Raw genomic sequence first — 22,252 nt, 5'->3', positions numbered from 1 at the left:
CGTAACCAGGCGGCGACCCTCGGGGGATCGGGCCGCCACCCGGTTACGCTGGCACAAAAGGATTTAGAGATCCTGCAGCGCCGCGGACACCGATGTCGGTGTCACGTCGACACCGCATTGCGCCGACAGATCGGTCACCGGTTGGTTGATCGTCCTCAGATCCTGCTCGACCTGAGGGTTCTGGTCGAAGTACGCCTGGTACAGCGCGTCAGCCCGGTCGCCCGCCTGCGCGGCGATATCCGACAGGGACTGGTCCGCCTCCGGGTGTGCCGTCAGGTAGGCGCTCGTCGAGGCGCTGACGGAGCTGACGGTGCGGTTGATTCCACTCTCGCTGCACTGATCGGGCGCAGCTGTCGCCGTCGGCAGCGTGAACGCGGCGGAGACGACGCCGCCCGCGCACATCCCGTACAAGCAACGACGGACGGTGCGTGCGGACATTCTGTGCATCGAACTTCACTCCTTCGGTCGGCGGTCTTGTGTGACCGCGACCGAAGGATTAACCGACGACGCGCAACGCTAAACGCCTGCCTGCTCTTGCTCGCGCTTGATCTCCAGCGCGATGTCGATGAGCTGGTCTTCCTGGCCGCCGATGAGCTTGCGCTGCCCGGCCCGGTGCAGCAGCTGGTGTGCCGGCACCCCGTAGCGCTCGGACTGCCGGATGGCGTGCTTGAGGAAGCTCGAGTACACCCCCGAATAACCCATGATCAGCGCGTTGCGGTCGAGCAGGCATTCGGCAGGCATCGCCGGTGCGACGACCTCTTCGGCAGCGTCGGCGATGTCGAAGAAATCGATGCCGGTCTTGACGCCGATCTTGTCGAACACGCCGATGAGCGCCTCGACCGGCGCGTTGCCCGCTCCGGCCCCGAACCGGCGGCAGGATCCGTCGATCTGCTTGGCCCCGGCCCGCACGGCCTCGATCGAGTTCGCGACGCCCAGCCCGAGGTTCTCGTGCCCGTGGAAACCAACCTGCGCGTCGTTACCGAGTTCGGCGACCAGCGCCGACACCCGGTCGGCCACCCCGTCCAAGACCAGGGCACCAGCCGAATCCACGACGTACACGCACTGACAGCCGGCGTCGGCCATGATGCGCGCCTGCTTGGCGAGCTTCTCCGGAGAGATCGTGTGGCTCATCATCAAAAAGCCCACGGTCTCCAGGCCCAGCTCCCGAGCGAGCCCGAAGTGCTGGATCGACACGTCGGCCTCGGTGCAGTGCGTCGCGATGCGGCAGATCGAACCACCGTTGTTCTGCGCTTCCTTGATGTCTTCCTTGGTGCCCACACCGGGCAGCATCAGGAAGGCGATCTTGGCTTCCTTGGCCGTCTCTGCGGCGAGCTTGATCAGCTCCTGCTCCGGGGTCTTGGAGAACCCGTAGTTGAAGCTCGAGCCACCCAGTCCGTCGCCGTGAGTCACCTCGATGACCGGGACACCCGCGGCGTCCAGGGCCGCGACAATGGCGCCGACCTCGTCCTTGGTGAACTGGTGGCGCTTGTGATGCGAGCCGTCACGCAGCGACGTGTCGGTCATCCGGACGTCCCACACAGGATTGAAGAAAATGTCGCTCATGCTTGCGCACCTCCTGAGACCGCGAGCGACTCCTTCGCAATCTCTTCGCCGACCTTGGTCGCCGCCGCGGTCATGATGTCCAGGTTTCCAGCGTAGGGCGGCAGGTAGTCGCCCGCACCCTCCACTTCCACAAAAACGGTGACGAGATGGTTGCCACCGTTGACCACCGACGGCTCGTCGAACTGCGGCTCGTTGAGCAGCCGGTAGCCCGGCACGTAGGTCTGCACCTCGGCCACCACGTCCTTGATCGACTGCGTGATCGCGGCATGGTCGGCATCCTCTGGGATCGCGCAGAAGATGGTGTCGCGCATGATCATTGGCGGTTCAGCTGGGTTGAGGATGATGATCGCCTTGCCGCGGGCAGCACCGCCGATGTTCTGCACACCCGCACTGGTCGTCTTGGTGAACTCATCGATGTTGGCCCGGGTGCCCGGACCCGCCGAGGCCGACGACACCGACGCCACGATTTCGGCATACGGCACGTCCACCACGCGGGAGACCGCATAGACCATGGGGATGGTCGCCTGGCCACCGCAGGTGACCATGTTGACGTTGGGCGCGTCGAGGTGCGCCCGCAGATTGGCCGGCGGGATGACGCCCGGGCCCACTGCGGCCGGGGTCAGGTCGATCGCGCGGATACCGGCCTCGGCGTACCGCGGTGCGGCGTCGCGGTGCACGTAGGCACTCGTGGCCTCGAAAACCAGATCCGGCTTCTCATCTTGCGCCAGCAGCCAATCCACCCCCTCGTGGCTGGTTTCCAAGCCCAGCTTGCGCGCGCGGGCCAATCCTTCGGACTGCGGATCGATGCCGATCATCCAGCGTGGCTCAAGCCATTCCGAACGCAGCAGCTTGTAGAGCAGGTCGGTACTGATGTTGCCGGATCCAACGATCGCGACGGATGCCTTGTTCGGCATTTTCGCTCCTTATTCGAAACTCAGTCTTACTGAACCTAACCCGGCGAAGTCGGCAACGAAATCGCTGCCGGCGGGTGCATCTATCGCACGCGTGCACGAGCCCGGCAACACGATGTCGCCGGCCTTGAGCCGCACCCCGAAGCCCTCCACCTTGCGGGCCAGCCATGCCACCGCCGTCACCGGATTGCCCAGCACCGCATCGCTGCGCCCTTCGGCGACCACCTCGCCGTGGTTGGTCAGAACGGCGTCGATATTGCGGATGTCGATGTCCTTGGGGGACACCCGCGCCTGCCCCAGCACCCACCCGGCCGACGACGCGTTGTCGGCGATCGTGTCGCACAGCTTGATCTGCCAGTTGGTGATCCGGGTGTCTATCAGCTCGATGGCCGGGGCGAATGCCGCCGTCGCCGCGAGCACATCCTCCTCGGTGCAGCCGGCCCCCGGAAGATCGTCGGCCAGGATGAAGCCGACCTCCACCTCGACGCGCGGATACAGGTAATTCGCGGACTTCACCGGCGTGTCCTCGAAAACCTGCATCTCGTCGAGCAGGTGGCCGTAATCCGGCTCGTCGACGCCCATCATGTCCTGCATGGCCTTGCTGGACAGACCGACCTTGTGGCCGATCACCCGGGCCCCCTCGGCGACCCGCCGCCGGATGTTGATCAGCTGGATCTCATAGGCGTCGACCACGTCGATGTCCGCGTAGCGATCCGTCAGCGGCGACATCGGCACCCGGCTGCGCTCGGCCTGAGCGAGATCGGCCGCGAGCTCGTCACGCACCTCGACACTAAGCATTCTGGTGAATTCCCCTCGCTTCTTTGACCGGCGCAGTTGTCCACAGGCCCGGCAATTCTATAACGTGTTCTACATGACTGGACAGGAGTACGACGTTGTCGTAGTCGGCAGCGGCGCTGCCGGCATGGTCGCCGCCCTCACAGCTGCCCACCAGGGTCTCTCGACAGTAGTCGTCGAGAAGGCGCCGCACTATGGAGGTTCCACTGCGCGGTCCGGCGGTGGTGTGTGGATCCCGAACAACGAGATTCTCAAGCGTGACGGGGTCACCGACACGGCCGATGCGGCGCGGACGTACCTGCACACGATCATCGGCGACGTGGTTCCCGCCGAGAAGATCGACACCTATCTGGACCGTGGTCCGGAGATGCTGTCGTTCGTCCTCAAGAACTCACCGCTGAAGCTGTGCTGGGTGCCCGGGTACTCCGACTACTACCCCGAGACACCGGGCGGTAAGCCGACCGGGCGGTCCGTGGAACCCAAACCGTTCAACGCCAAGAAGCTCGGCCCCGACGAGAAGGGCCTGGAGCCGCCGTACGGCAAGGTTCCGCTGAACATGGTGGTGATGCAGCAGGACTACGTACGGCTCAACCAGCTCAAGCGCCATCCGCGCGGTGTGCTGCGCAGCCTCAAGGTCGGTATCCGGTCCATGTGGGCCAACGCCACCGGCAAGAACCTCGTCGGCATGGGCCGCGCCCTGATCGCCCCGCTGCGCATCGGGTTGCAGAAGGCCGGGGTGCCGGTGCTGCTCAACACGGCCATGACGGACCTGTACGTCGAGGACGGCGTGGTACGTGGCATCTACGTGCGCACGGCCGGATCGTCGGAAACGTCTGAGCCCGAACTGATCCGGGCGCGCCGCGGCGTCATCCTCGGTTCAGGTGGGTTCGAGCACAACGAGCAGATGCGGGTGAAGTACCAGCGCGCCCCGATCACCACCGAGTGGACCGTCGGCGCGATCGCCAACACGGGCGACGGCATCCTTGCTGCCGAGAAACTCGGTGCGGCACTCGAACTCATGGAAGACGCGTGGTGGGGTCCGACGGTTCCGCTGGTCGACGCGCCGTGGTTCGCATTGTCCGAGCGCAACTCTCCCGGGTCGATCATCGTGAACATGGCGGGCAAACGCTTCATGAACGAGTCGATGCCCTACGTCGAGGCCTGCCACCACATGTACGGCGGCGAGTACGGCCAAGGTGCCGGCCCGGGCGAGAACATCCCGGCCTGGCTGATCTTCGACCAGCAGTACCGTGACCGCTACATCTTCGCGGGATTGCAGCCCGGGCAACGGATTCCGTCGAAGTGGCTGGAATCCGGCGTGGTGGTCAAGGCCGAGACGCTGGCCGAACTGGCCGAGAAGACCGGCCTGCCCGCCGATGCCTTCGCCGCAACTGTCGAACGGTTCAACGACTTCGCCCGCACGGGCGTCGACGCGGACTTCCATCGCGGTGACAGTGCATACGACCGCTACTACGGCGATCCCACCAACAAGCCCAACCCGAATCTCGGCGAGATCAAGCACGGCCCGTTCTACGCGGCCAAGATGGTGCCCGGCGACCTGGGTACCAAGGGCGGTATCCGCACCGACGTGCACGGGCGCGCGCTGCGCGACGACGACTCGGTGATCGAGGGGCTCTACGCGGCAGGCAATGTCAGCTCACCGGTGATGGGGCACACCTACCCCGGCCCAGGAGGCACCATCGGACCCGCCATGACCTTCGGTTACCTCGCGGCGCTGCACCTGGCTGGAAAGGTCTGACATGCCAATCGATCTCGACAAGGCGCTGGGCGCCGAGCTGGACCCGATCGAATTCTCGTGGACCAGCAGCGACATTCAGCTCTACCACCTGGGCCTTGGCGCGGGCGCCGACCCGATGGATCAGCGGGAACTCCGCTACCTGGTTGACGACGCCCCACAGGTGCTGCCGACGTTCGGCAATGTGGCCGCCAGTTTCCACATGACCGAGCCACCCAAGGTGCAGTTCCCCGGTATCGACATCGAGTTGGCCAAGGTGCTGCACGCGAGCGAGGCCGTGAACGTGCCGGGCCCGATCCCGACCAGCGGAACCGCACAGTCGGTGCAGCGGTTCACCGAGATCTGGGACAAGGGCAAGGCCGCGGTGATCGTCAGCGAGACCACGGTGACCGATCCCGACGGCACCGTGCTGTGGACGACCAAACGGTCGATCTTCGCGCGCGGCGAGGGCGGATTCGGCGGCGAGAGGGGTCCGTCGACATCCGTCGAGCCACCGGCACGAGCGCCCGACATCGAGATCGCGTTGCCGACGCTGCCGCAGCAGGCTCTGCTGTACCGACTGTGCGGTGACCGCAACCCGCTGCACTCCGACCCGGCTTTCGCTGCGGCAGCCGGTTTCGACCGGCCCATCCTGCACGGCCTGTGCACCTATGGCATCGGCTGCAAGGCCATCGTCGACAACCTGCTCGACGGCGATGTCTCGCAGGTGGCCTCCTACGGTGCGCGGTTTGCCGGCGTGGTGTTCCCGGGCGAGACCCTGCAGGCCAACATCTGGAAAGAAGACGGCAAGTTCATCGGCGTGCTGACCGCACCGTCGCGGGACAACGCCGTGGTGCTGTCAGGCGTGGAGTTGGTGCCCGCGTAGGTCGCGGTCAGGCGCCGACTTCCGACTTCCGACTTCCCGTTTGTCACGCTGGAGTGGCTGTCGTGGTCGACGGTGACTCTAACGTGACAAGCGGCAAGCCCTCGCGGCGTGAACTCGGCGCAAGATGCTGCCACTGCGTTCGCCTGCGGCCACGCGTACGTTGATCCAGCCGCACCGCTCCAGACGGTCCGCACGACGGAGATCCCAGCCGTACTGCCACGAGTCGAGTCGGTGTTGTTCACCGTCGTACTCGACTCCGACTTTGATGTCCTCCCAACCCATGTCGACGTATGCGAATGGATTCCCTGGGCCGTCGAACACCGGGATCTGGGTCTGCGGACGTGCTATGCCACCGTCGATGATGATCAGCCGCAACCAACTCTCCTTCGGCGACTGGGATCCACCGTCCATCAGATCGAGCGCCGTCCGAGCACCCGCGATCCCCCGACGTCGGGCATAACGCTGCACAAGCAACTCGACGTCCGCTGCCTTCAGATCCGTTGCACGTGCCAACGCATCGAGGGCAGCCACCGCTTCGTCGCGCGGGTACCAGCATCCGATATCGAGAGCAGTACGGGCCAATGAGGTAACAGGAAGGGCACCGATCCGGACAATCTCGTCGTCATCGATTTGTTCAGTCCGCACTTTGAGGCCCACGAGCGGATTTCGGTTGGAGTGAATCAACTCCACAGGCGCTTCAGCGTCGACCCATTTCGCGCCATAGAGCGCAGATGCTGATTTGCCGGCGATGACTCCCCGCCGTCGCGACCATAACCAGGCCGCGTGTGCCCGAATCTCCGGCGTGAGTTCCGTGCCCGGGCTCACGTAGATGTCGCGGAATACCCTGGTGTACTTGGTGCGAAGTGCGCTCTTGAGCAATTCGCCGTTCGCAACAGCGACACTGCCGACAAATGGATCCCCCATGGCGAAAAAGTGTGCCGCGCAACAACGTATCCGTCACGCCGCTATCCACAGGCGCTGGCGTGACGCTCGTTGTCCACAGCCGCGCCCTCGTGGCGGTGGACTGGGTGCCGTATTGGGTGGTATGGCGCTCACACTTCCGCAGCGACTGCCTCAGTACCGGCTTGTCACGTTGGAGTGGCTGCCAGGCGCGAGCATCGCGCTGGAGTGACAAAGTTCGCCGCCGACAACGCGATTCACCGAACAGCCTCCCCCATTGTCACGCTGGAGTGGCTCTCGGGTTCGAGAGCCACTCCAGCGTGACAATGGTGCAAAGAAGATGTACAAGGCTTGCGGCCTGCCCCGCCTACATCCGGCGCGAGAGATCCCCGTCGTCGGGGCGCGACGGAGGATGGTGCGGGGCCACAGGAGCCGTCGGAGCTTGCGGTGCGGGCGCCTGCGGAGCCGCCGGAGCCTGTGGAGGCGCGACGGGTGCAGGCCCGGCGCTGGGCCGGTTCTCGCTGGGCCCGGAGCCTGCGCCCTGTGGCGCAGCCGTCGAGCGCTCGTTCAGCTGGGACTCGCGCTCGTTGAGATGTGCCTCGCGGCCGTCTTGAGCGGCATCGCGCTCGTTTTGACGGGCCTCGCGTTCGTTCTGCTGGTTGTCCCGGTCGTTCAGGCGCGCTTCCCGCTCGTCCTGCTGCTGTTGCGGATTCGGCCCTCCCGGACCGCCCGGCGCACCCGGAGGAGCCCCGGCGCCCGGAGGCGCTCCACCGTTCTCGCCGCCGCCCTTGGTGGCGCTCTCCATGGCCTTCATCAACGGTTCCATCAGCGAACTGAACCCGCCGCCCTGACCGCCACCTTGAGCAGCGCCACTGGCCATCTGTCCCAGCTGGCCGAGCTGACCCATCATCTGGCCCAGCTGGCCCACACCCTGCTGGCCGGCCTGGTCAGCGTTCTCGTAGGCCCCCTGAGCGTCACTGAGCTTGGCGTTGAACATGTTTTCTTTCGCCGACAACGCCGTGATGTTCGCGGTCAGTGACGCGTGCATGGTCGGAAGCAAACCGGCGATGGTCATGCTCATCGCGTCCTCGCCGGCCTGAATCGACGGCATCTCAGGCAGTTCGACCGAGGCCGCATTCCAGTCCAGGGCACCTGGGCTCGTGAAATCGGGCAGGCTCATCGGGGATCTCCTTCAGGGATTACGACCAAGGTCGGGGTCACGGCCGATCACCAACCGTCGTCATCGTCGTCTTCGAAGTCGACGTCGTGCTCGAGGGGCGCAGGCACGGCCAGCCCGGACGTCGAGCCGCCGCTCGTACCGCGTTGCCCCATCATTCCCGGACCCATACCGCCGCCCATGCCGCCACCCGCGGCCACGGGCGCCACCCCGACCGCGTTGCTGCCGGCCAGCGTCGGGTCCACGGCAACCGAAACCGGTGACGTACCCCCGACGAGCTTGGCCATCAACGGTGTCTGCGGACTGCCACCGCCGGTACCCGGTAACGAAGCGGCCTTGACCATGCCCGCACCCGTGCTGGGGCCGGATCCACCGGCCGCGGGGTGCGTGGAGAACGCCGAGAACGGCGAAGGGCCACCGCCGCTGCCGCCCTTGCCTGCCGAACCGAACATCGAGGTGAGCTGCTGCAATGGTTGCGTCAACTGTTGCAGTGGCTGCGTCAACTGTTGCGGAACCTGACCCAGCATCTGCGGGATCTGGCCGAGCATCTGGGGTAGCTGGCCCATCATCTGCATCATCTGCTGCATGCCCTGCTGGCCGGCCTGCTGCGCCTGAGCCGTCGGCGGCGTGGTCATCTGGGGCATGTTCGCCGTGGTACCGAGGCTGGTGGCAAGTTCGGACGTCGCAGCCGTCACGGTCGCGATGTTCTGCGACATGCCCTCCCGGATGAGCCCCTGGATCAACTCCTCCTTGTTGGGATACGGCACCGCCTGCACGGCCTCAACCGCGTGCTGCACAGCCTGGGCCGTCGCGTTGACGGTCGTCTTGGTCTGCACGACAGCAGACGCCATGGCCAGCAGCTGCGCTGATATGGCTTCGGCCTGCGCCGCGTTGGTCTCGTGACCCCCGATCATCGTGGTGGCCTCACCCGACGCCGCGATCGAACCGGTCCCCTGCCAGACCTCGGTCAACTTCGAGAGCTGCGTGGTCTGCTGAGGCACGACCGTTCCGCTGATCTTCGCCGCCAGTTTCTGGTACGACGCCGCGGCAGCCATCAGCTGATCTTCGTCGACGTTGGGCCAGGCCGGGCCCGTCACGGTCTGCGACCCGAACGGAGTGCTGTCTGGCGGCATCCCCATGCCACGGCCCCCTTCCATGCGTGCTGCAGGCATGCAGCAAAAAGATTACAGTGCCGCAGTGGGGTGGCAACGCACCTTTATCCCAAGATCAGACCCGACGTCGGAACCCCGGTGCCTGCCGTGACCAGCACATGCTCGACGCGCTCGACCTGGTTGACCGACGTGCCGCGCAACTGGCGGACGCCCTCGGCGATGCCGTTCATACCGTGGATGTAGGCCTCACCGAGCTGACCGCCGTGAGTGTTGATGGGCAACCGCCCACCCAGTTCGATCGCACCGCCCGCGATGAAGTCCTTGGCTTCGCCCTTGCCACAGAAGCCGAGCTCTTCGAGCTGGAGCAGCGTGTACGGCGTGAAGTGGTCGTACAAGATCGCGGTCTGGATGTCGTCCGGCGACAGACCGCTCTGCTCCCAGAGCTGCCGGCCGACCAGGCCCATCTCCGGCAGGCCGAGCTCGTCGCGGTAGTACGAGTACATGGTGAACTGGTCTTCGCCCGCGGCCTGGGCCGCCGCCTCGATGATGGCCGGCCGGTGCTTGAGATCCTTGGCCCGTTCGGGGGTCGTCACGACGATGGCCACGCCGCCGTCGGTCTCCTGGCAGCAGTCCAGCAGCCGCAGCGGTTCGGCGATCCAGCGGGAATTCTGGTGATCCTCGATGGTGATGGGCTTGCCGTAGAAGTGCGCCTTCGGGTTGTTCGCTGCGTGCTTGCGGTCCGCCACCGACACCGCACCGAAATCCGCACTGGTCGCACCGTATTCGTGCATGTACCGCTGCGCGATCATTGCGACCGACGCGGCCGGAGTGCTCAGACCGTGTGGGTAGGACCAGCTGTACTCGACACCGCGGGAGTCGGCATTGGTGGTCAGCCCGGTCATCACCTGGCCGAACCGGAACTCCGAGCGCTCATTGAAAGCTCGGTAGGCCACCACACATTCCGCGACGCCCGTGGCGACCGCCAGCGCGGCCTGCTGCACGGTCGCGGCGGCCGCACCGCCCCCGTAGCCGATCTGGCTGAAGAACTTCAGTTCCCCGATCCCGGTGGACCGGGCCACCGCGGTCTCCAGGTTGGAGTCCATCGTGAAGGTCACCAGACCGTCGACGTCGGATGGCTTGAGGCCGGCGTCGTCGAGCGCGTCGAGCACAGCCTCGGCGGCGAGCCTCAGCTCACTGCGCCCGGAGTTCTTGGAGAAGTCGGTGGCGCCGATACCGGCGATTGCCGCCTTGCCGGAGAGCATCACTTGTCCCCCACTGTGAGTGTTGCGGTGGCGATGACGTGATCGCCGAGGCTGTTGCTGCCAACCACTTTCACGGTCGCGACGCCGTCGTCGAGAGCAGTGACCTCACCCCGGAACGTGACGGTGTCGTACGCGTACCACGGCACGCCGAGCCGCAGCCCGATGGACTTGATCCGCGCCGACGGGCCCGCCCAGTCGGTGAGATACCGCTGCACCAGCCCGGTGTCGGTGAGGATGTTGACGAAGATGTCCTTGGATCCCTTGGCCTGCGCCTTGTCCCGGTCGTGGTGCACGTCCTGGTAATCACGTGTGGCGATGGCCGTGGACACGATGAACGTCGGGTCGCCGTAGATCGCGAGCTCGGGCAGTTTGGTTCCGACCGCGACGGCAGGAGCGCTCACTGGGCCGGCTCCCACGCATAGAGCGTCCACGCCGGGCTGACATCACTGTCGGGGAAGTCGATGAACGTTGCGCGCACAGGCATTCCGATCTGCACCTTCTCCGGGTCGATGCCACGCAGTTCGCCGAGCATCCGCACCCCTTCTTCGAGTTCGACGAGTGCGATGACGAACGGCAGGCTGCGTCCGGGAACCTTGGGCGCGTGGTGCACCACGTAGCTGAACACCGTGCCGTTGCCGGAGGCGACGACGTAGTCGACCGGCGCATCTTTGTCGGCCCACACCGCGGGCACCGGCGGATGCTGCAGCGTGCCGTCGGGGCGTTTCTGGATCCGCAACTCGTGCGCGTTGACGCCGTCCCAGAAGAACTGGGTGTCACGCGAGGCCGCGGGGCGCATGAGCTTGTCCGGGTCGAGATCATCCGGAACCGTCGAGGTCTGCTTCTTCTCGGCGGGCCGGAATTTCATGATGCGCCACATCATTTCGGCGACATCCTCGTCGCCGACCTGCCAGGTGATCTTCTGGTTGATGAAGTAGCCCTCGCCTAGCGCGGTCTGCTTGGGGCCGATCACGTCGGTCAGCTCGGCCGATATCGTGACTTCCTCGCCGGGCTCGAGGTAGCGGTGATAGGTCTGCTCGCAGTTGGTGGCGACGACCCCGACATAGCCCGCGTCGTCGAACAGCTTCATCATCTGGCTCAGCGGGTCGTCGTCCGGCCGGCCCGCACCCAGGCCGGCCATGGTCCAGACCTGGATCATGGCCGGCGGCGCGACGATGCCGGGGTGGCCGGCAGCCTTCGCGGCCTCCTCATCGACATAGATCGGGTTCTTGTCCCCGATGGCGTCGACCCAGTGGTGAATCATGGGCCGGTTCACCGGATCCCGGCCGGCGCGGGGCTTGCTCCGGCCGGCGGCTTTGATCTCGGCTGCCGCTGCCTGCAGGTCAGTCATCTGTGTCCTTTACCTCGAAAGTGAAGTTGTTCGCGAGATTTCGACGATTCTTCGCCAACAACTTCACGTTCGGCGCCGTGTGTTTCACCGGGGAACCCGCGGCACCTTCAGTCCGGACGCGGCGATCATCTCGCGCATCACCTCGTTGACCCCGCCACCGAACGTAATGACCAGGTTGCGCTTGGTCATCTTGTCGAGCCACTCGAGCAGTTCGGCGGTCTCCGGGTCGGCGGGGTTGCCGAACCGGCCGACGAGCTCTTCCGCCAGCCGGCCGACCTCTTGGATGCGCTCGGTGGAAAAGACTTTCGTCGCAGCGGCATCGGCGACGGCGATGGTCTCACCAGAGGCCGCGACCTGCCAGTTGAGCAGCTCGTTGATGCGCCAGATCGACTTGATCTGGCCGAGCAGGTGACGCGCGTCGTCGTGCTCGATGGGCGTCACGCCGTCCGATCCGGGTTTCGACGCCCAGGCGTAGACGTGGTCGTAGATGCCTGCGATGCGCCCGGCCGGCCCGAGGCTCACGCGTTCGTGATTGAGCTGGGTGGTGATGAGCTTCCAGCCGCCGTTCTCCTCGCCGACCACCATGTCTGCGGGTACGTGCACGTCGTTGTAGTACGTCGCATTGGTGTGGTGCGCGCCGTCGGACAGGATGATCGGCGTCCACGAGTACCCCGGATCCTTGGTGTCGACGATCAGGATCGAGATGCCCTTGTGCTTGGCGGCGGTGGGATCGGTGCGGCAGGCCAGCCAGATGTAGTCGGCGTCGTGCGCGCCCGTGGTCCACATCTTCTGGCCGTTGACGATGTACTCGTCGCCGTGCCTGACTGCGGTGGTGCGCAGCGACGCCAGGTCGGTGCCCGCGTCGGGCTCGGAGTAGCCGATCGCGAAATGGATGTCACCGGAAAGGATCCCGGGCAGGAACTTCTTCTTCTGTTCCTCGGTGCCGTACACCTGCAGCGTGGGTCCGACGGTCTGCAGCGTCACGAGCGGCAACGGGATGTCGGCGCGGTTGGCCTCGTTGACGAAGATCTGCTGCTCGATGGGACCGAAGCCCAGGCCGCCGTACTCCTTGGGCCAGCCGACACCCAGCTTGCCGTCGGAGCCCATGCGTTTGATCACCGCACGGTAGGCCTCGTTGTGGCGATCGGACTCCATCGCCTTGGCCTCGCCCGGTGTGATGAGGGTCGAAAAATACTGCCGCAGTTCGGCTTGCAGTGCCCGCTGCTCGGGCGTCAGCTCGATGTACATGCTCTACGCTCCCACCAGATCGAGACGACGCAGCGGACCGCCCAGCAACCGGGCCAGATCCTTGATCGACGAGTAGTAACGGTCCATCGGGTAGGTGATGTCCATGCCCATGCCGCCGTGCAGATGATGGCAGGTCCGCATCGCCGGGGGTGCCTGCGACGTCACCCAGTACCCGAGGATGGCCAGATCGTCCTCGGTGTCGAGGCCTTCACTCAACCGCCACGTCGCCGACGTCGCCACCAGGTCGATGGTCCGCGAGGCGATGTAGACCTCCGACAGCTGAGCTGCCACGGTCTGGAAGGTCGACAGCGGGCGGCCGAACTGCTCGCGGGTCGCGACGTAGTCGGCGGTGAGCCGCAGCGCACCCGCGACCAGACCTGCCGCGAAAGCACCCGTGGTCGCCAGCGCCAGCTGGTTGACCCGGTGAGCGGTCGCGCCGTCGAGCACGTCGCCGGCCGGCACCTCGACGTCGGCGAAGGTCACCACATATTCGTCGGAGCCGTTGGCCGTGGGCGTCTTCGTCACCGTGACGCCGGCCGCGGTCGGCGCCACGATCACGACGGCCGTGTCGGCGGTCACCAGCAGCCACTGCGCCGATCCGGCATAGGGCACACCGGTTTTCACACCGTTGAGCTTGCCGTCGGAATAGGTCGTGGCGGGCCGGTCCGGGAGCTGGGCGCCCGGCTCGTTGAGCGCTGCCGACAACACGTCGCCTTTAGCCACCCCGGCGAGGTAGCGGTCCTGCTGCGCCTCCGAGGCCAGGTCCAGCAGCGGGACCAGGCCAAGACCGAGCGTGGCCAGGGCGGGGCTGATGGTGCCGTGGCGCCCGATCTCGGTGAGCGCGGTCGCGACCTCGAGCAGGCCCAGGCCGTCGCCACCGAGCCGTTCGGGCACCGCGAGTGCCGTCACGCCACCGGAAACCAGTGCGTCCCAACTATTGTCCCGCTCCAGCACGGACGTCACCACATCGGCAACAGCCTGCTGCTCGGGGTTCGGTGTGAAATCCACCGAATCCACCTCCGTCAGTTCAGTGGGCCACCGGGCACTTGCCCGTACCCGTGTAGTCAACCTGCCAGTGCTTGATGCCGTTGAGCCACCCCGACTTGAGCCGCTCGGGCTCGCCGATCGGCTTGAGATCGGGCATGTGGTCGGCGACGGCGTTGAAGATCAGGTTGATGGTCATGCGGGCCAGGTTTGCGCCGATGCAGTAGTGCGCGCCCGTGCCGCCGAACCCGACGTGCGGGTTGGGACTGCGCAGGATGTCGAACGTGTGCGGGTTCTCGAACGCCTCTTCGTCGAAGTTGGCCGAGCGGTAGGACATCACCACCCGCTCGCCCTTCTTGATCTGCACCCCGCCCAGCTCGGTGTCCTCGAGCGCCGTGCGCTGGAAGGCCGACACGGGTGTGGCCCACCGGATGATCTCGTCGGCCGCAGTCTCGGGGCGGTCCTTCTTGTAGAGCTCCCACTGCTCGGGGTGCTGCGAGAACGCGATCATGCCGTGCGTGATCGAGTTGCGGGTGGTCTCGTTGCCGGCCACGGCGAGCATCACGACGAAGAAGCCGAACTCGTCATCGGAGAGCTTCTCTCCTTCGATGTCGGCCTCGATCAGCTGCGTGACGATGTCGTCGGTGGGGTTCTTGGCGCGCTCCTGCGCCATGTTCATGGCGTAGGTGATGAGCTCGAACGAGGACATCGCCGGATCGATGTCGGCGTACTCCGGATCCTCGCCCGCGGTCATCTCGTTGGACCACCGGAAAAGCTTGTCGCGGTCTTCCTGCGGCACACCGAGCAGTCCGGCGATAGCCTGCAGCGGCAGCTCGCACGACACCTGCTCGACGAAGTCGCCCGACCCCTGGGCCTTGGCGTTCTCGGCGATCTTCTGGGCTCGCTCCTGCAGTTCGGCCTGCAGCCGGCCGATGGCCCGCGGCGTGAAACCGCGGGAGATGATCTTGCGCAGCCGCGTGTGCTGCGGGGCGTCCATGTTGAGCAGGACGGCCTTCTGGACGTCCACCGCTTCGCGCGTCATCTCCTGAGGCCAGACCGGGATGGCGCCGTCAGGTGAGCTACCGAAGATGTCGTTGCGCTTGGACACCTCCTTGACGTCGGCGTGCTTGGTGACCAGCCAGTAACCTCTGTCACCGAAGCCGCCGGTACCGCCGGGTACGTCCACCCAGTGGATCGGTTCGGACTGGCGCAGCTGGGCAAGCTCTTCGACAGGCAGCCGCTCGAGGTTCAGGGTCGCGTCGAGGAAGTCGAAATCGGCCGGGATATTCGGGCATGGCATAGGTGTGGGCTCCTGGAATGCAACGTGTTCTAGTGCCAGTAAAACATGCCTTCGTAGCAGATAAAAGGCACGGTCACATCGTCGCTTGTCAGAGTAATGAAACGTGTTCTAGCCTGACCTCATGGGTAATCCTGTCATCGTCGAAGCCACCCGCAGCCCCATCGGCAAGCGCAATGGCTGGTTGTCCGGCCTGCACGCCACCGAACTGCTGGGCGCGGTGCAGAAGGCACTCGTCGAGAAGGCCGGCATCGAGGCCGGTGACGTCGAGCAGCTCATCGGCGGCTGCGTCACGCAGTACGGCGAGCAATCCAACAACATCACCCGCGTGGGGTGGCTGACCGCAGGTTTGCCCGAGCATGTCGGTGCAACGACCATCGACTGCCAGTGCGGTAGCGCGCAGCAGGCCAACCACCTGATCGCCGGCCTGATCGCCACGGGCGCGATCGACATCGGCATTGCCTGCGGTGTCGAGGCCATGAGCCGCGTCGGGCTGGGCGCCAACGCGGGGCCGGACCGCAGCCTGATCCGCGCGTCGTCGTGGGACATCGACATGCCCAACCAATTCGAGGCCGCCGAGCGCATCGCCAAGCGGCGGGGCATCACGCGCGCCGACGTCGACGCCCTCGGGTTGGCGTCGCAGGCCAAGGCCAAGCAGGCCTGGGCCGAGGGCCGCTTCGACCGCGAGATCTCCCCGATCTCCGCGCCGGTGCTCGACGAGAACAAGCAGCCGACCGCCGAATGGGCGCCGGTCAGCCGCGACCAGGGGCTGCGCGACACCACCGCAGAAGGACTGGCGTCGCTGAACCCGGTGATGGAAGGCGGTATTCACACCGCGGGCACGTCGTCGCAGATTTCCGACGGCGCGGCCGCGGTGCTCTGGATGGACGAGGACAGGGCACGTGCGCTCGGCCTCAAGCCCCGCGCCCGCATCGTCGCGCAGGCCAACGTCGGTGCCGAGACCTTCTACCACCTCGACGGCCCGGTGCAGTCGACCGCGCGCGTGCTGGAGAAGGCAGGCATGAAGCTCGGCGACATCGACCTCGTCGAGATCAACGAGGCGTTCGCGTCAGTTGTGCTGTCGTGGGCGCAGGTCCACGATGCCGACATGGACAAGGTCAACGTCAACGGCGGCGCCATCGCGCTCGGCCACCCGGTCGGCTCCACGGGCGCGCGCCTGATCACCACAGCGCTGCACGAGTTGGAGCGCACCGACAAGAGCACCGCGCTGATCACGATGTGCGCGGGCGGCGCGCTGTCGACCGGAACCATCATCGAGAGAATCTGAGTCGTTCGGTGGCATTCTCCGAAGCCGACCGCATCGCGGCGGCCCAGGCGTACATCGATGCGTTGGTCACTCATGAGGCAGACTCGGTGCCGTTCGCGCCCGGCTGCATTCGCATCGAGATGGGACTCAAGACCGGCAGGTCCGGAGATCACTTGCGGCGCAGCCTGAATCGCGGTCCGCAGTTCAAGTTGATCGAGAAGACCACGCCGCCGGAGTTCACCGTCGACGGTGACCATGTCCGCGCGCGCTTCGACGTGCTGACCAAGCCGCGGTTGTTCGGCCGGCGGGTATGTTCGCACGTGGACGAGACGTTCCTGATCCCGGAGTCGGACGGCTTGATCCACCACATCCGGGCCACGCTCAAACCGTTCATCAGTCGTTAGGGTCGCCCGAATGGCCAATCCGCCCAGAGCCCTCAATTCGAAGCCCGTCGGCTTCCTCATCAAGCAGATGTCGCGCGCCAACACGTGGATCTTCAAGAAGTCCAACGGCCGGTTCGGGGACAAGTTCTTGCGCGGCGCTCCGGTCGGGATCCTGACCACCATCGGCCGCAAGACCGGTGAGCCGCGGGAGAGCCCGTTGCTGTTCCTGCAGGAGGGCCGGCGCATTGTGCTGGTCGCTTCGCAGGGCGGACGGGCGACCAACCCGATGTGGTACCTGAACCTGACCGCCAATCCCACGGTGAGCTTCCAGACCAAGACCGAGGTGCTGAAGCTGACCGCGCGCGATGCCACCGACGCCGAGCGCGACGAGTACTGGCCCAAGCTCGACGCGATGTATCCGGACTTCAAGGATTACCGGTCCTACACCGACCGCAAGATCCCGATAGTCATCTGCGACCCGGCCTGACCGGTCCTAGACGAGCCCCTGAGCTGCAGCTCAGGGGCTCTTTTTGATTTTGACGCCAATGCCAGTAGACAGTTTTTCGATGTTGTACAGTGAGCGCGCACACAGTGAACACCGGTTGTGTGTCAGCCCACTTTTCGGTGCACAGATGGAGAACTACATGCGAAAACTCTCGGGACGCCGGACCGCCGGAGCCGCCGCAACCACCCTCACGGCGTGTTCGCTCTTCGCGGCCGCCACTCTGCCCGCGGCTGCCATGACCGTGACGTTCGTGCGGCACGGGGAATCCGAGGGGAACGCGTCGGGCGTCATCGACACCGGAACACCGGGACCGCATCTGACCACGAAAGGTCAGGGCGAGGCCGTTGCCGTGGCCGACCAGCTGTGCCCGAGCGCGCCGTGCACCGCGTACGACGGCATCTACGCATCGACCATGATCCGGACCCAGGAGACCGCTCAACCGCTCTCGGACAAGATGGGCCAACCGGTGATCGTCGTCGGCGAATTCGACCCGGACAACCCGGGCAAGAACGTCGGCGTCCAGGAGATCGGCGCAGGCATCTTCGAGGGCTCGCCGGAAGGCGCCGGCCTCGGCCGCATCGGCTACATCGTGGCGCCGCTGGCCTGGACGCTGGGTCTGCGCTTCGTGCGGATCCCGGGCGGCGAGGACGGCAACGAGTTCGACGAGCGCGTCGACAACGCCTTGGCCGAGATGGCGGATGACGGTAGCGAAAAGCCCGTGGTGTTCTCCCACGGCGCCACCATCATGTTCTGGACCATGATGAACGTCGACAACCCCGATCTCACGCTGATCCTGACGCACCCGTTGAGCAACACCGATGTCGTGGTGGTCGAGAGCAATGACGAGGGCGGCTGGACCCTGAAGAGCTGGGACGGCCAGGAAGTCGGGCCCGTCAACTATCCGACACAGATGTTCGTCAACGTCCGCGACCTCATCGTGGCCCCGCAGACCGCGGCGTACAAGCTGCGCCAGCCCGCCCTCGCACTCGATGCCCAAGGTATCGGCGAAGGCGTCGCAACCGGGGCTTCCGACGTCGCACAGGCCGGCGTCAAGTTCGTGAAAGATTCCGTGACCGACACGGTCGACGCGATCCGCGACATTCCCGTCTCACTGAATCAGCCTGCTACGTCCAGCGCGTCGACCCTCGACTCTGACAGCGAAACTCCCGCAGCCGATGTCGCGGAGTCGACGTCTGAAGCGGTCACCAAACCCGTCCGCAAGGCCGCCGGGGCGACCAAGCTGACCGACGGCAACAAGGCCACGCCCGGGCGGCCACTTTCCACAGTGCGCCAACAGGTTCGGGGTGCCATCAAGGATGCGCAGACCGGCATCGAGTCCTCCGTCAAGCAGGTCGGCGAGGCCGTCAAGAAGCTCACGGGCGCCGACAAGGCGGGCAAGGCCGACGCCGACGGCAAGACCAGCGACGACACCGGCTCGAAGGACGCCGCCTAACGCCTTCGCGGACGACGCAAACCGGCTCCCTTGCACGGGAAAAGGGGCCGGTTTGTGCTGTTTCGAGCGAATCTCCGTTTGTCAATTTGCGTGTCTCGGACACCGAGACACTGCCCCAATTCTTCGGTCACAAGTTGGACGATTCGTGAGGCCGCTCACGGGATTACCGCGAACAGTCGCACCACATCCGCCAAATGCCAACGGAGGCAACAGAACATGATCCACCGGAGAGGCGACGGGTTGTCGTCGCGGACACGAAGAATTCTCGGGGGTGTCGCCATGGCATTCCTCGCCCTTTTCACGGCGATCCCCGTTGCCAACGCTGCCGAGGTCATGCGGGTCACCTTCGTCCGCCACGGGCAGTCGTACGGCAACACGTCCGGTTTGATCGACACCTCGACACCCGGGCCCGTGCTGACCCCGGGTGGTCAGCAACAGGCACAAGACATCGTCAAGGTGCTGGGCGACAACAACTATGACGCGATCTACGCGTCGACCATGGTCCGGACGCAGCTGACCGCGGCCCCGATGTCGCAGTACCTCGGGCTGCCGATCCAGGTGTTGCCCGGCCTGCAGGAGATCGAGGCGGGCGATTACGAGGGCACGCCCGAGCGGGACGCGGTGTCGGGCTATCTGGTCGCCCCGATCAAGTGGGTGCAAGGTGATCTCAACGCGCGTATCCCCGGATCGATCGACGGCAACGAGTTCGATGCGCGGGTGGACGGCGCCCTGCAGACCATGTACGACAACGGCGATCGCAATCCGGTCGTGTTCTCGCACGGCGGCACCATCATGTTCTGGACCATGATGAACGTCGACAACCTCAGCACCGCAGAGAAGTTCGCGCTGTTCGCCCGCCATCCGCTGTCCAACACCGGATACGTCGTCATCGAGGGCAATCCGGAAGACGGCTGGACCCTGGTGAACTGGGACGGCGAGGAGATCGGCCCGCAACCGTCGTTCGGCGCCAACCTGGAACTCCAGGTCCGCACCCTGTCGCGGCAACTGCAGAAGGCAGTCGAGGGCGTCGTCGAGTCCTTCGCGACCCGCGACCCGGCGGCCATCGCCACCGCAATCAACCGCGGTATCGCCGAGGCGAGCTTCTCGGTCGTCAAGTTCGGGCGGGCGATCAACGCCGAGGCGATCAAGCGCGTCGACGATGCGGCCCGCTCCGACGCCGGCGAGCTGCAGGACAAGGTCTCGGGCGGCGTCGAGAACGTCAAGACGTCGGTGACGGCCGGCGCCGAGAGCATCAAGCGCGAAGCACAGTCGGTTCAGCAGAACGTTTCCGAGTCAGTAACGGGCGCAAGCAAACTGGCCAGCGACGTGACGCCGACCGTCGACGACGCGGTCGAGCGTGTCGCCAAGCCGCGGGGTGCGACGGACCTGTCCGACGGCAACAAGGCCGTGCCGGGTGAAGCGACCAAGAGTGTCGGCCGGTCGGGTCAGCGCGTACGTGAGGCCATTGAGGGCGCTCGCGAACAGGTCACGTCGTCCCTCCAGAAGATCAGCGACGCCGTCAAGAAGGTCACCGGCCAGGCCGAGCCGTCTGCCAAGCCTGCAGACGCCGACACCGGCGACGCCGACAGCGACACCGGCAAGGACGCGGCCTGACCAACCACGGCGAGCAGACGCGCCGGTACCCGAAAATGCGTGATGCAGGGTACCGGCGCGACTGCTCGCGGGTGGAAAATCAGGCGCCGTAGACCGGGACCGCGGGACGCGCCTTGGCCAGCAGGTCGGAGACGACGGGCCCGAGCTCGGCAGGATCCCACCTGGCACCCTTGTCGATCTCGGGACCGTGCGCCCAGCCTTCGGCCACCCGGATCTTGCCGCCCTCGACCTCGAAGACCTTGCCGGTGACGTCCTTGGACTCGACGCTGCCCAGCCACACCACGAGCGGCGAGATGTTCTCGGGCGCCATCGAATCGAACTCGGCGTCTTGCGTGGCCATCATGTCGGCAAACACGGTCTCGGTCATGCGGGTGCGCGCGGACGGCGCGATGGCGTTGACACTGACGCCGTAACGGCCCATCTCGGCGGCGGCCACCAGCGTCAGCGCCGCGATACCGGCCTTGGATGCGCTGTAATTCGCCTGTCCCACACTGCCTTGCAGACCGGCGCCCGAGCTGGTGTTGATGATGCGGGCGTCAACGGCATTGCCTGCCTTGGACTGTGCGCGCCAGTACGCGGCCGCGTGCTTCATGGTCGCGAAGTGGCCCTTGAGGTGCACGGCGGTGACGGCGTCGAACTCCTCTTCTGAGGTGTTGGCGAACATCCGATCCCGCACGATGCCGGCATTGTTCACCAGGACGTCGAGCCCACCGAACGTGTCGACGGCCGTCTGGATCAGGGCCTCGGCCTGCGCCCAGTCCGCCACGTTTGAGCCGTTGGCGACGGCTTCGCCTCCGGCAGCGGTGATTTCGTCGACGACGCCCTGCGCGGCACTGCCGCCGCCGGCAGGTGATCCGTCCAGGCCCACACCGATGTCGTTGACCACCACGCGCGCACCTTCAGCGGCGAATGCCAGTGCGTGGGCGCGGCCGATTCCGCCACCCGATCCCGTCACGATGACCACGCGGCCGTCGAGCAAACCCATTGCTGTTTCTCCTTACTTGTTGGCGCTGGAAGCTGCCAGGTATTGCGGTGGCTCGCCGCCACCGTGGACTTGAAGCGTCGCACCGCTGACGTAGGACGCGGCATCGGAGGCGAGAAAGGCTGCCGACCAACCGATGTCGGCGGGCTTGGCGAGCCGGCCCAGCGGAACCGTCGCGGCCACCGCGGCGATGGATTCGGCGTCCCCGTAGAACAGCTCGGACTGTTCGGTCTCAACCATGCCCACCACGACGGAGTTGACGCGCACCTTGGGTGCCCATTCGACCGCCAACGTCGACGTGAGGTTGTCCAGGCCGGCCTTGGCGGCGCCGTAAGCCGCGGTGCCGGGCGTCGGCCGGTGCGCGCTCACGCTCGAGATGTTCACGATGACCCCGCCCGTGTCCTGCTTCTGCATGACGGCGTTGGCGTGTTGTGCGACCGACAGCGGGCCGAGCAGGTTCAGTTCGATGATCTTGGTGCTGAACTTCGCCGACGCCTCGGCGGCGGGCACGTACGGCGACCCTCCGGCGTTGTTGACGACGACGTCCAGCCGGCCGTGACTGCCCACGATGTGCGCGATCATGGCGGCCACCGAATCGTCGTCACGGACGTCGCAGCTGTGGAATTCGTACGGCAGCCCGTCCACGGGGCGCCGCGCGCAGGTCACCACGGTGGCGCCCTGACCGGCGAAGACGGCGCTGATTCCGGCGCCAACCCCTCGCACTCCACCGGTAACCAGGACCACCCGGCCACTGAGTTGCAGATCGATTCCAGCACCGTCAGTCACTGTGCTAGCGTACCAAGCAAGTGCTTGCTTAGGTAGCGACCCCT

22 protein-coding genes are annotated in these 22,252 nt (G+C 65.9%); 7 read left to right on the top strand and 15 right to left on the bottom strand.

All coding sequences use genetic code 11. The features are described 5' to 3' along the window. Positions 1–63 precede the first annotated feature (63 nt). The 4 genes from G6N67_RS17185 to G6N67_RS17170 form a co-directional block, all read right to left on the bottom strand. Positions 64–438 carry a hemophore-related protein gene (locus tag G6N67_RS17185; RefSeq protein WP_229481157.1) on the bottom strand — a complete coding sequence of 125 codons (375 nt, stop codon included), beginning with the start codon at positions 436–438 and terminating at the stop codon, positions 64–66. Positions 439–516: 78 nt separating this feature from the next. Continuing rightward, a complete protein-coding gene (gene dmpG, locus G6N67_RS17180) occupies positions 517–1,563 on the bottom strand; it encodes a 4-hydroxy-2-oxovalerate aldolase (RefSeq protein WP_036430081.1) in 1,047 nt (348 codons plus the stop codon). Then, positions 1,560–2,477: an acetaldehyde dehydrogenase (acetylating) gene (locus tag G6N67_RS17175; RefSeq protein WP_036430083.1), complete on the bottom strand. Its 918-nt coding sequence runs from the start codon at positions 2,475–2,477 to the stop codon at positions 1,560–1,562. Before G6N67_RS17175 ends, dmpG begins: the two co-directional genes overlap by 4 nt. Before the next feature lie 9 nt (positions 2,478–2,486). After that, the gene (locus tag G6N67_RS17170) at positions 2,487–3,272 is read right to left on the bottom strand and encodes a 2-keto-4-pentenoate hydratase (RefSeq protein ID WP_036430085.1); all 786 of its coding nucleotides are present in this window, start codon (positions 3,270–3,272) and stop codon (positions 2,487–2,489) included. A 73-nt stretch (positions 3,273–3,345) separates the two neighbouring features. Between G6N67_RS17170 and kstD the strand changes: the two genes are divergently transcribed. Both kstD and G6N67_RS17160 read left to right on the top strand, forming a co-directional pair. After that, positions 3,346–5,028, top strand: coding sequence for a 3-oxosteroid 1-dehydrogenase (kstD, locus tag G6N67_RS17165; protein ID WP_036434745.1), 1,683 nt, complete (start codon positions 3,346–3,348; stop codon positions 5,026–5,028). Position 5,029: 1 nt separating this feature from the next. Continuing rightward, on the top strand, positions 5,030–5,890 hold the full coding sequence (locus tag G6N67_RS17160) for an enoyl-CoA hydratase ChsH3 (RefSeq protein ID WP_036430087.1): 861 nt from the start codon (positions 5,030–5,032) through the stop codon (positions 5,888–5,890). 78 nt (positions 5,891–5,968) lie between these two features. On the opposite strand, the gene G6N67_RS17155 is transcribed toward G6N67_RS17160, so the two are convergent. The 9 genes from G6N67_RS17155 to G6N67_RS17115 all read right to left on the bottom strand — a co-directional run bounded on the left by G6N67_RS17155 (position 5,969) and on the right by G6N67_RS17115 (position 15,221). Further along, the gene (locus G6N67_RS17155; RefSeq protein ID WP_036430089.1) at positions 5,969–6,814 is read right to left on the bottom strand and encodes a hypothetical protein; all 846 of its coding nucleotides are present in this window, start codon (positions 6,812–6,814) and stop codon (positions 5,969–5,971) included. A 343-nt stretch (positions 6,815–7,157) separates the two neighbouring features. Further along, positions 7,158–7,970: a hypothetical protein gene (locus tag G6N67_RS17150; RefSeq protein WP_036430091.1), complete on the bottom strand. Its 813-nt coding sequence runs from the start codon at positions 7,968–7,970 to the stop codon at positions 7,158–7,160. A gap of 47 nt (positions 7,971–8,017) precedes the next feature. Then, positions 8,018–9,106 (bottom strand): WXG100-like domain-containing protein, encoded by a 1,089-nt coding sequence (locus tag G6N67_RS17145; RefSeq protein WP_036434747.1) that lies wholly within the window; start codon positions 9,104–9,106, stop codon positions 8,018–8,020. Between the two features lie 77 nt (positions 9,107–9,183). Beyond that, positions 9,184–10,341, bottom strand: a complete 1,158-nt coding sequence (locus G6N67_RS17140; protein ID WP_036430093.1) for a 17-hydroxy-3-oxo-4-pregnene-20-carboxyl-CoA lyase — start codon at positions 10,339–10,341, stop codon at positions 9,184–9,186. Further along, positions 10,341–10,742, bottom strand: coding sequence for a MaoC family dehydratase (locus tag G6N67_RS17135; RefSeq protein WP_036434749.1), 402 nt, complete (start codon positions 10,740–10,742; stop codon positions 10,341–10,343). The genes G6N67_RS17140 and G6N67_RS17135 overlap by 1 nt, the downstream gene beginning before the upstream one ends. Beyond that, positions 10,739–11,689, bottom strand: coding sequence for a bifunctional MaoC family dehydratase N-terminal/OB-fold nucleic acid binding domain-containing protein (locus G6N67_RS17130; protein ID WP_036430096.1), 951 nt, complete (start codon positions 11,687–11,689; stop codon positions 10,739–10,741). The genes G6N67_RS17135 and G6N67_RS17130 overlap by 4 nt, the downstream gene beginning before the upstream one ends. 84 nt (positions 11,690–11,773) lie before the next feature. After that, positions 11,774–12,937 (bottom strand): acyl-CoA dehydrogenase FadE29, encoded by a 1,164-nt coding sequence (gene fadE29, locus G6N67_RS17125; RefSeq protein ID WP_036430098.1) that lies wholly within the window; start codon positions 12,935–12,937, stop codon positions 11,774–11,776. 3 nt (positions 12,938–12,940) lie between these two features. Beyond that, a complete protein-coding gene (locus tag G6N67_RS17120) occupies positions 12,941–13,945 on the bottom strand; it encodes an acyl-CoA dehydrogenase family protein (protein ID WP_036434751.1) in 1,005 nt (334 codons plus the stop codon). Positions 13,946–13,964: 19 nt separating this feature from the next. Beyond that, a complete protein-coding gene (locus G6N67_RS17115) occupies positions 13,965–15,221 on the bottom strand; it encodes a cytochrome P450 (RefSeq protein WP_036430101.1) in 1,257 nt (418 codons plus the stop codon). A 121-nt stretch (positions 15,222–15,342) separates the two neighbouring features. Here G6N67_RS17115 and G6N67_RS17110 point away from each other — a divergent pair, with 121 nt between their 5' ends. The 5 genes from G6N67_RS17110 (at position 15,343) to G6N67_RS17090 (ending at position 20,440) form a co-directional block, all read left to right on the top strand. Beyond that, a complete protein-coding gene (locus tag G6N67_RS17110) occupies positions 15,343–16,506 on the top strand; it encodes a steroid 3-ketoacyl-CoA thiolase (RefSeq protein ID WP_036430103.1) in 1,164 nt (387 codons plus the stop codon). Positions 16,507–16,514: 8 nt separating this feature from the next. Further along, on the top strand, positions 16,515–16,889 hold the full coding sequence (locus G6N67_RS17105) for a DUF8021 domain-containing protein (RefSeq protein ID WP_036430105.1): 375 nt from the start codon (positions 16,515–16,517) through the stop codon (positions 16,887–16,889). A gap of 10 nt (positions 16,890–16,899) precedes the next feature. Continuing rightward, entirely contained in the window at positions 16,900–17,355 is a 456-nt protein-coding gene (locus G6N67_RS17100) for a nitroreductase family deazaflavin-dependent oxidoreductase (RefSeq protein WP_036430107.1), read from the top strand. A gap of 157 nt (positions 17,356–17,512) precedes the next feature. Further along, a complete protein-coding gene (locus G6N67_RS17095; RefSeq protein ID WP_051578885.1) occupies positions 17,513–18,826 on the top strand; it encodes a histidine phosphatase family protein in 1,314 nt (437 codons plus the stop codon). 279 nt (positions 18,827–19,105) lie between these two features. Next, positions 19,106–20,440 carry a histidine phosphatase family protein gene (locus tag G6N67_RS17090; protein WP_230023420.1) on the top strand — a complete coding sequence of 445 codons (1,335 nt, stop codon included), beginning with the start codon at positions 19,106–19,108 and terminating at the stop codon, positions 20,438–20,440. Positions 20,441–20,519: 79 nt separating this feature from the next. Here G6N67_RS17090 and G6N67_RS17085 read toward each other — a convergent pair whose 3' ends face one another. Together G6N67_RS17085 and G6N67_RS17080 are read right to left on the bottom strand one after the other, a co-directional pair. Further along, positions 20,520–21,425 (bottom strand): SDR family oxidoreductase, encoded by a 906-nt coding sequence (locus G6N67_RS17085; RefSeq protein WP_036430109.1) that lies wholly within the window; start codon positions 21,423–21,425, stop codon positions 20,520–20,522. 12 nt (positions 21,426–21,437) lie between these two features. Next, a complete protein-coding gene (locus G6N67_RS17080; RefSeq protein ID WP_073903663.1) occupies positions 21,438–22,208 on the bottom strand; it encodes an SDR family oxidoreductase in 771 nt (256 codons plus the stop codon). Between the last annotated feature and the right edge of the window lie 44 nt (positions 22,209–22,252).

The sequence above is a fragment of the Mycolicibacterium mageritense genome (genome assembly GCF_010727475.1).
Lineage (GTDB): Bacteria > Actinomycetota > Actinomycetes > Mycobacteriales > Mycobacteriaceae > Mycobacterium > Mycobacterium mageritense.
The sequence above is the reverse complement of the archived record's forward strand: the minus strand, read 5'-3'. Positions and strand labels throughout refer to the sequence as shown.

Bases quoted from the DNA above. Each gene is read 5' to 3' on its own strand.
- G6N67_RS17170 (WP_036430085.1), bottom strand. From the start codon at position 3,272: ATGCTTAGTGTCGAGGTGCGTGACGAGCTCGCGGCCGATCTCGCTCAG.
- dmpG (WP_036430081.1), bottom strand. From the start codon at position 1,563: ATGAGCGACATTTTCTTCAATCCTGTGTGGGACGTCCGGATGACCGAC.
- G6N67_RS17155 (WP_036430089.1), bottom strand. From the start codon at position 6,814: ATGGGGGATCCATTTGTCGGCAGTGTCGCTGTTGCGAACGGCGAATTG.
- G6N67_RS17090 (WP_230023420.1), top strand. From the start codon at position 19,106: ATGGCATTCCTCGCCCTTTTCACGGCGATCCCCGTTGCCAACGCTGCC.
- G6N67_RS17130 (WP_036430096.1), bottom strand. From the start codon at position 11,689: ATGACTGACCTGCAGGCAGCGGCAGCCGAGATCAAAGCCGCCGGCCGG.
- fadE29 (WP_036430098.1), bottom strand. From the start codon at position 12,937: ATGTACATCGAGCTGACGCCCGAGCAGCGGGCACTGCAAGCCGAACTG.
- G6N67_RS17100 (WP_036430107.1), top strand. From the start codon at position 16,900: ATGGCCAATCCGCCCAGAGCCCTCAATTCGAAGCCCGTCGGCTTCCTC.
- G6N67_RS17175 (WP_036430083.1), bottom strand. From the start codon at position 2,477: ATGCCGAACAAGGCATCCGTCGCGATCGTTGGATCCGGCAACATCAGT.
- G6N67_RS17185 (WP_229481157.1), bottom strand. From the start codon at position 438: ATGTCCGCACGCACCGTCCGTCGTTGCTTGTACGGGATGTGCGCGGGC.
- G6N67_RS17140 (WP_036430093.1), bottom strand. From the start codon at position 10,341: ATGCTCTCCGGCAAGGCGGCAATCGCCGGTATCGGCGCCACCGACTTC.
- G6N67_RS17115 (WP_036430101.1), bottom strand. From the start codon at position 15,221: ATGCCATGCCCGAATATCCCGGCCGATTTCGACTTCCTCGACGCGACC.
- G6N67_RS17095 (WP_051578885.1), top strand. From the start codon at position 17,513: ATGCGAAAACTCTCGGGACGCCGGACCGCCGGAGCCGCCGCAACCACC.
- kstD (WP_036434745.1), top strand. From the start codon at position 3,346: ATGACTGGACAGGAGTACGACGTTGTCGTAGTCGGCAGCGGCGCTGCC.
- G6N67_RS17085 (WP_036430109.1), bottom strand. From the start codon at position 21,425: ATGGGTTTGCTCGACGGCCGCGTGGTCATCGTGACGGGATCGGGTGGC.
- G6N67_RS17145 (WP_036434747.1), bottom strand. From the start codon at position 9,106: ATGGGGATGCCGCCAGACAGCACTCCGTTCGGGTCGCAGACCGTGACG.
- G6N67_RS17150 (WP_036430091.1), bottom strand. From the start codon at position 7,970: ATGAGCCTGCCCGATTTCACGAGCCCAGGTGCCCTGGACTGGAATGCG.
- G6N67_RS17160 (WP_036430087.1), top strand. From the start codon at position 5,030: ATGCCAATCGATCTCGACAAGGCGCTGGGCGCCGAGCTGGACCCGATC.
- G6N67_RS17110 (WP_036430103.1), top strand. From the start codon at position 15,343: ATGGGTAATCCTGTCATCGTCGAAGCCACCCGCAGCCCCATCGGCAAG.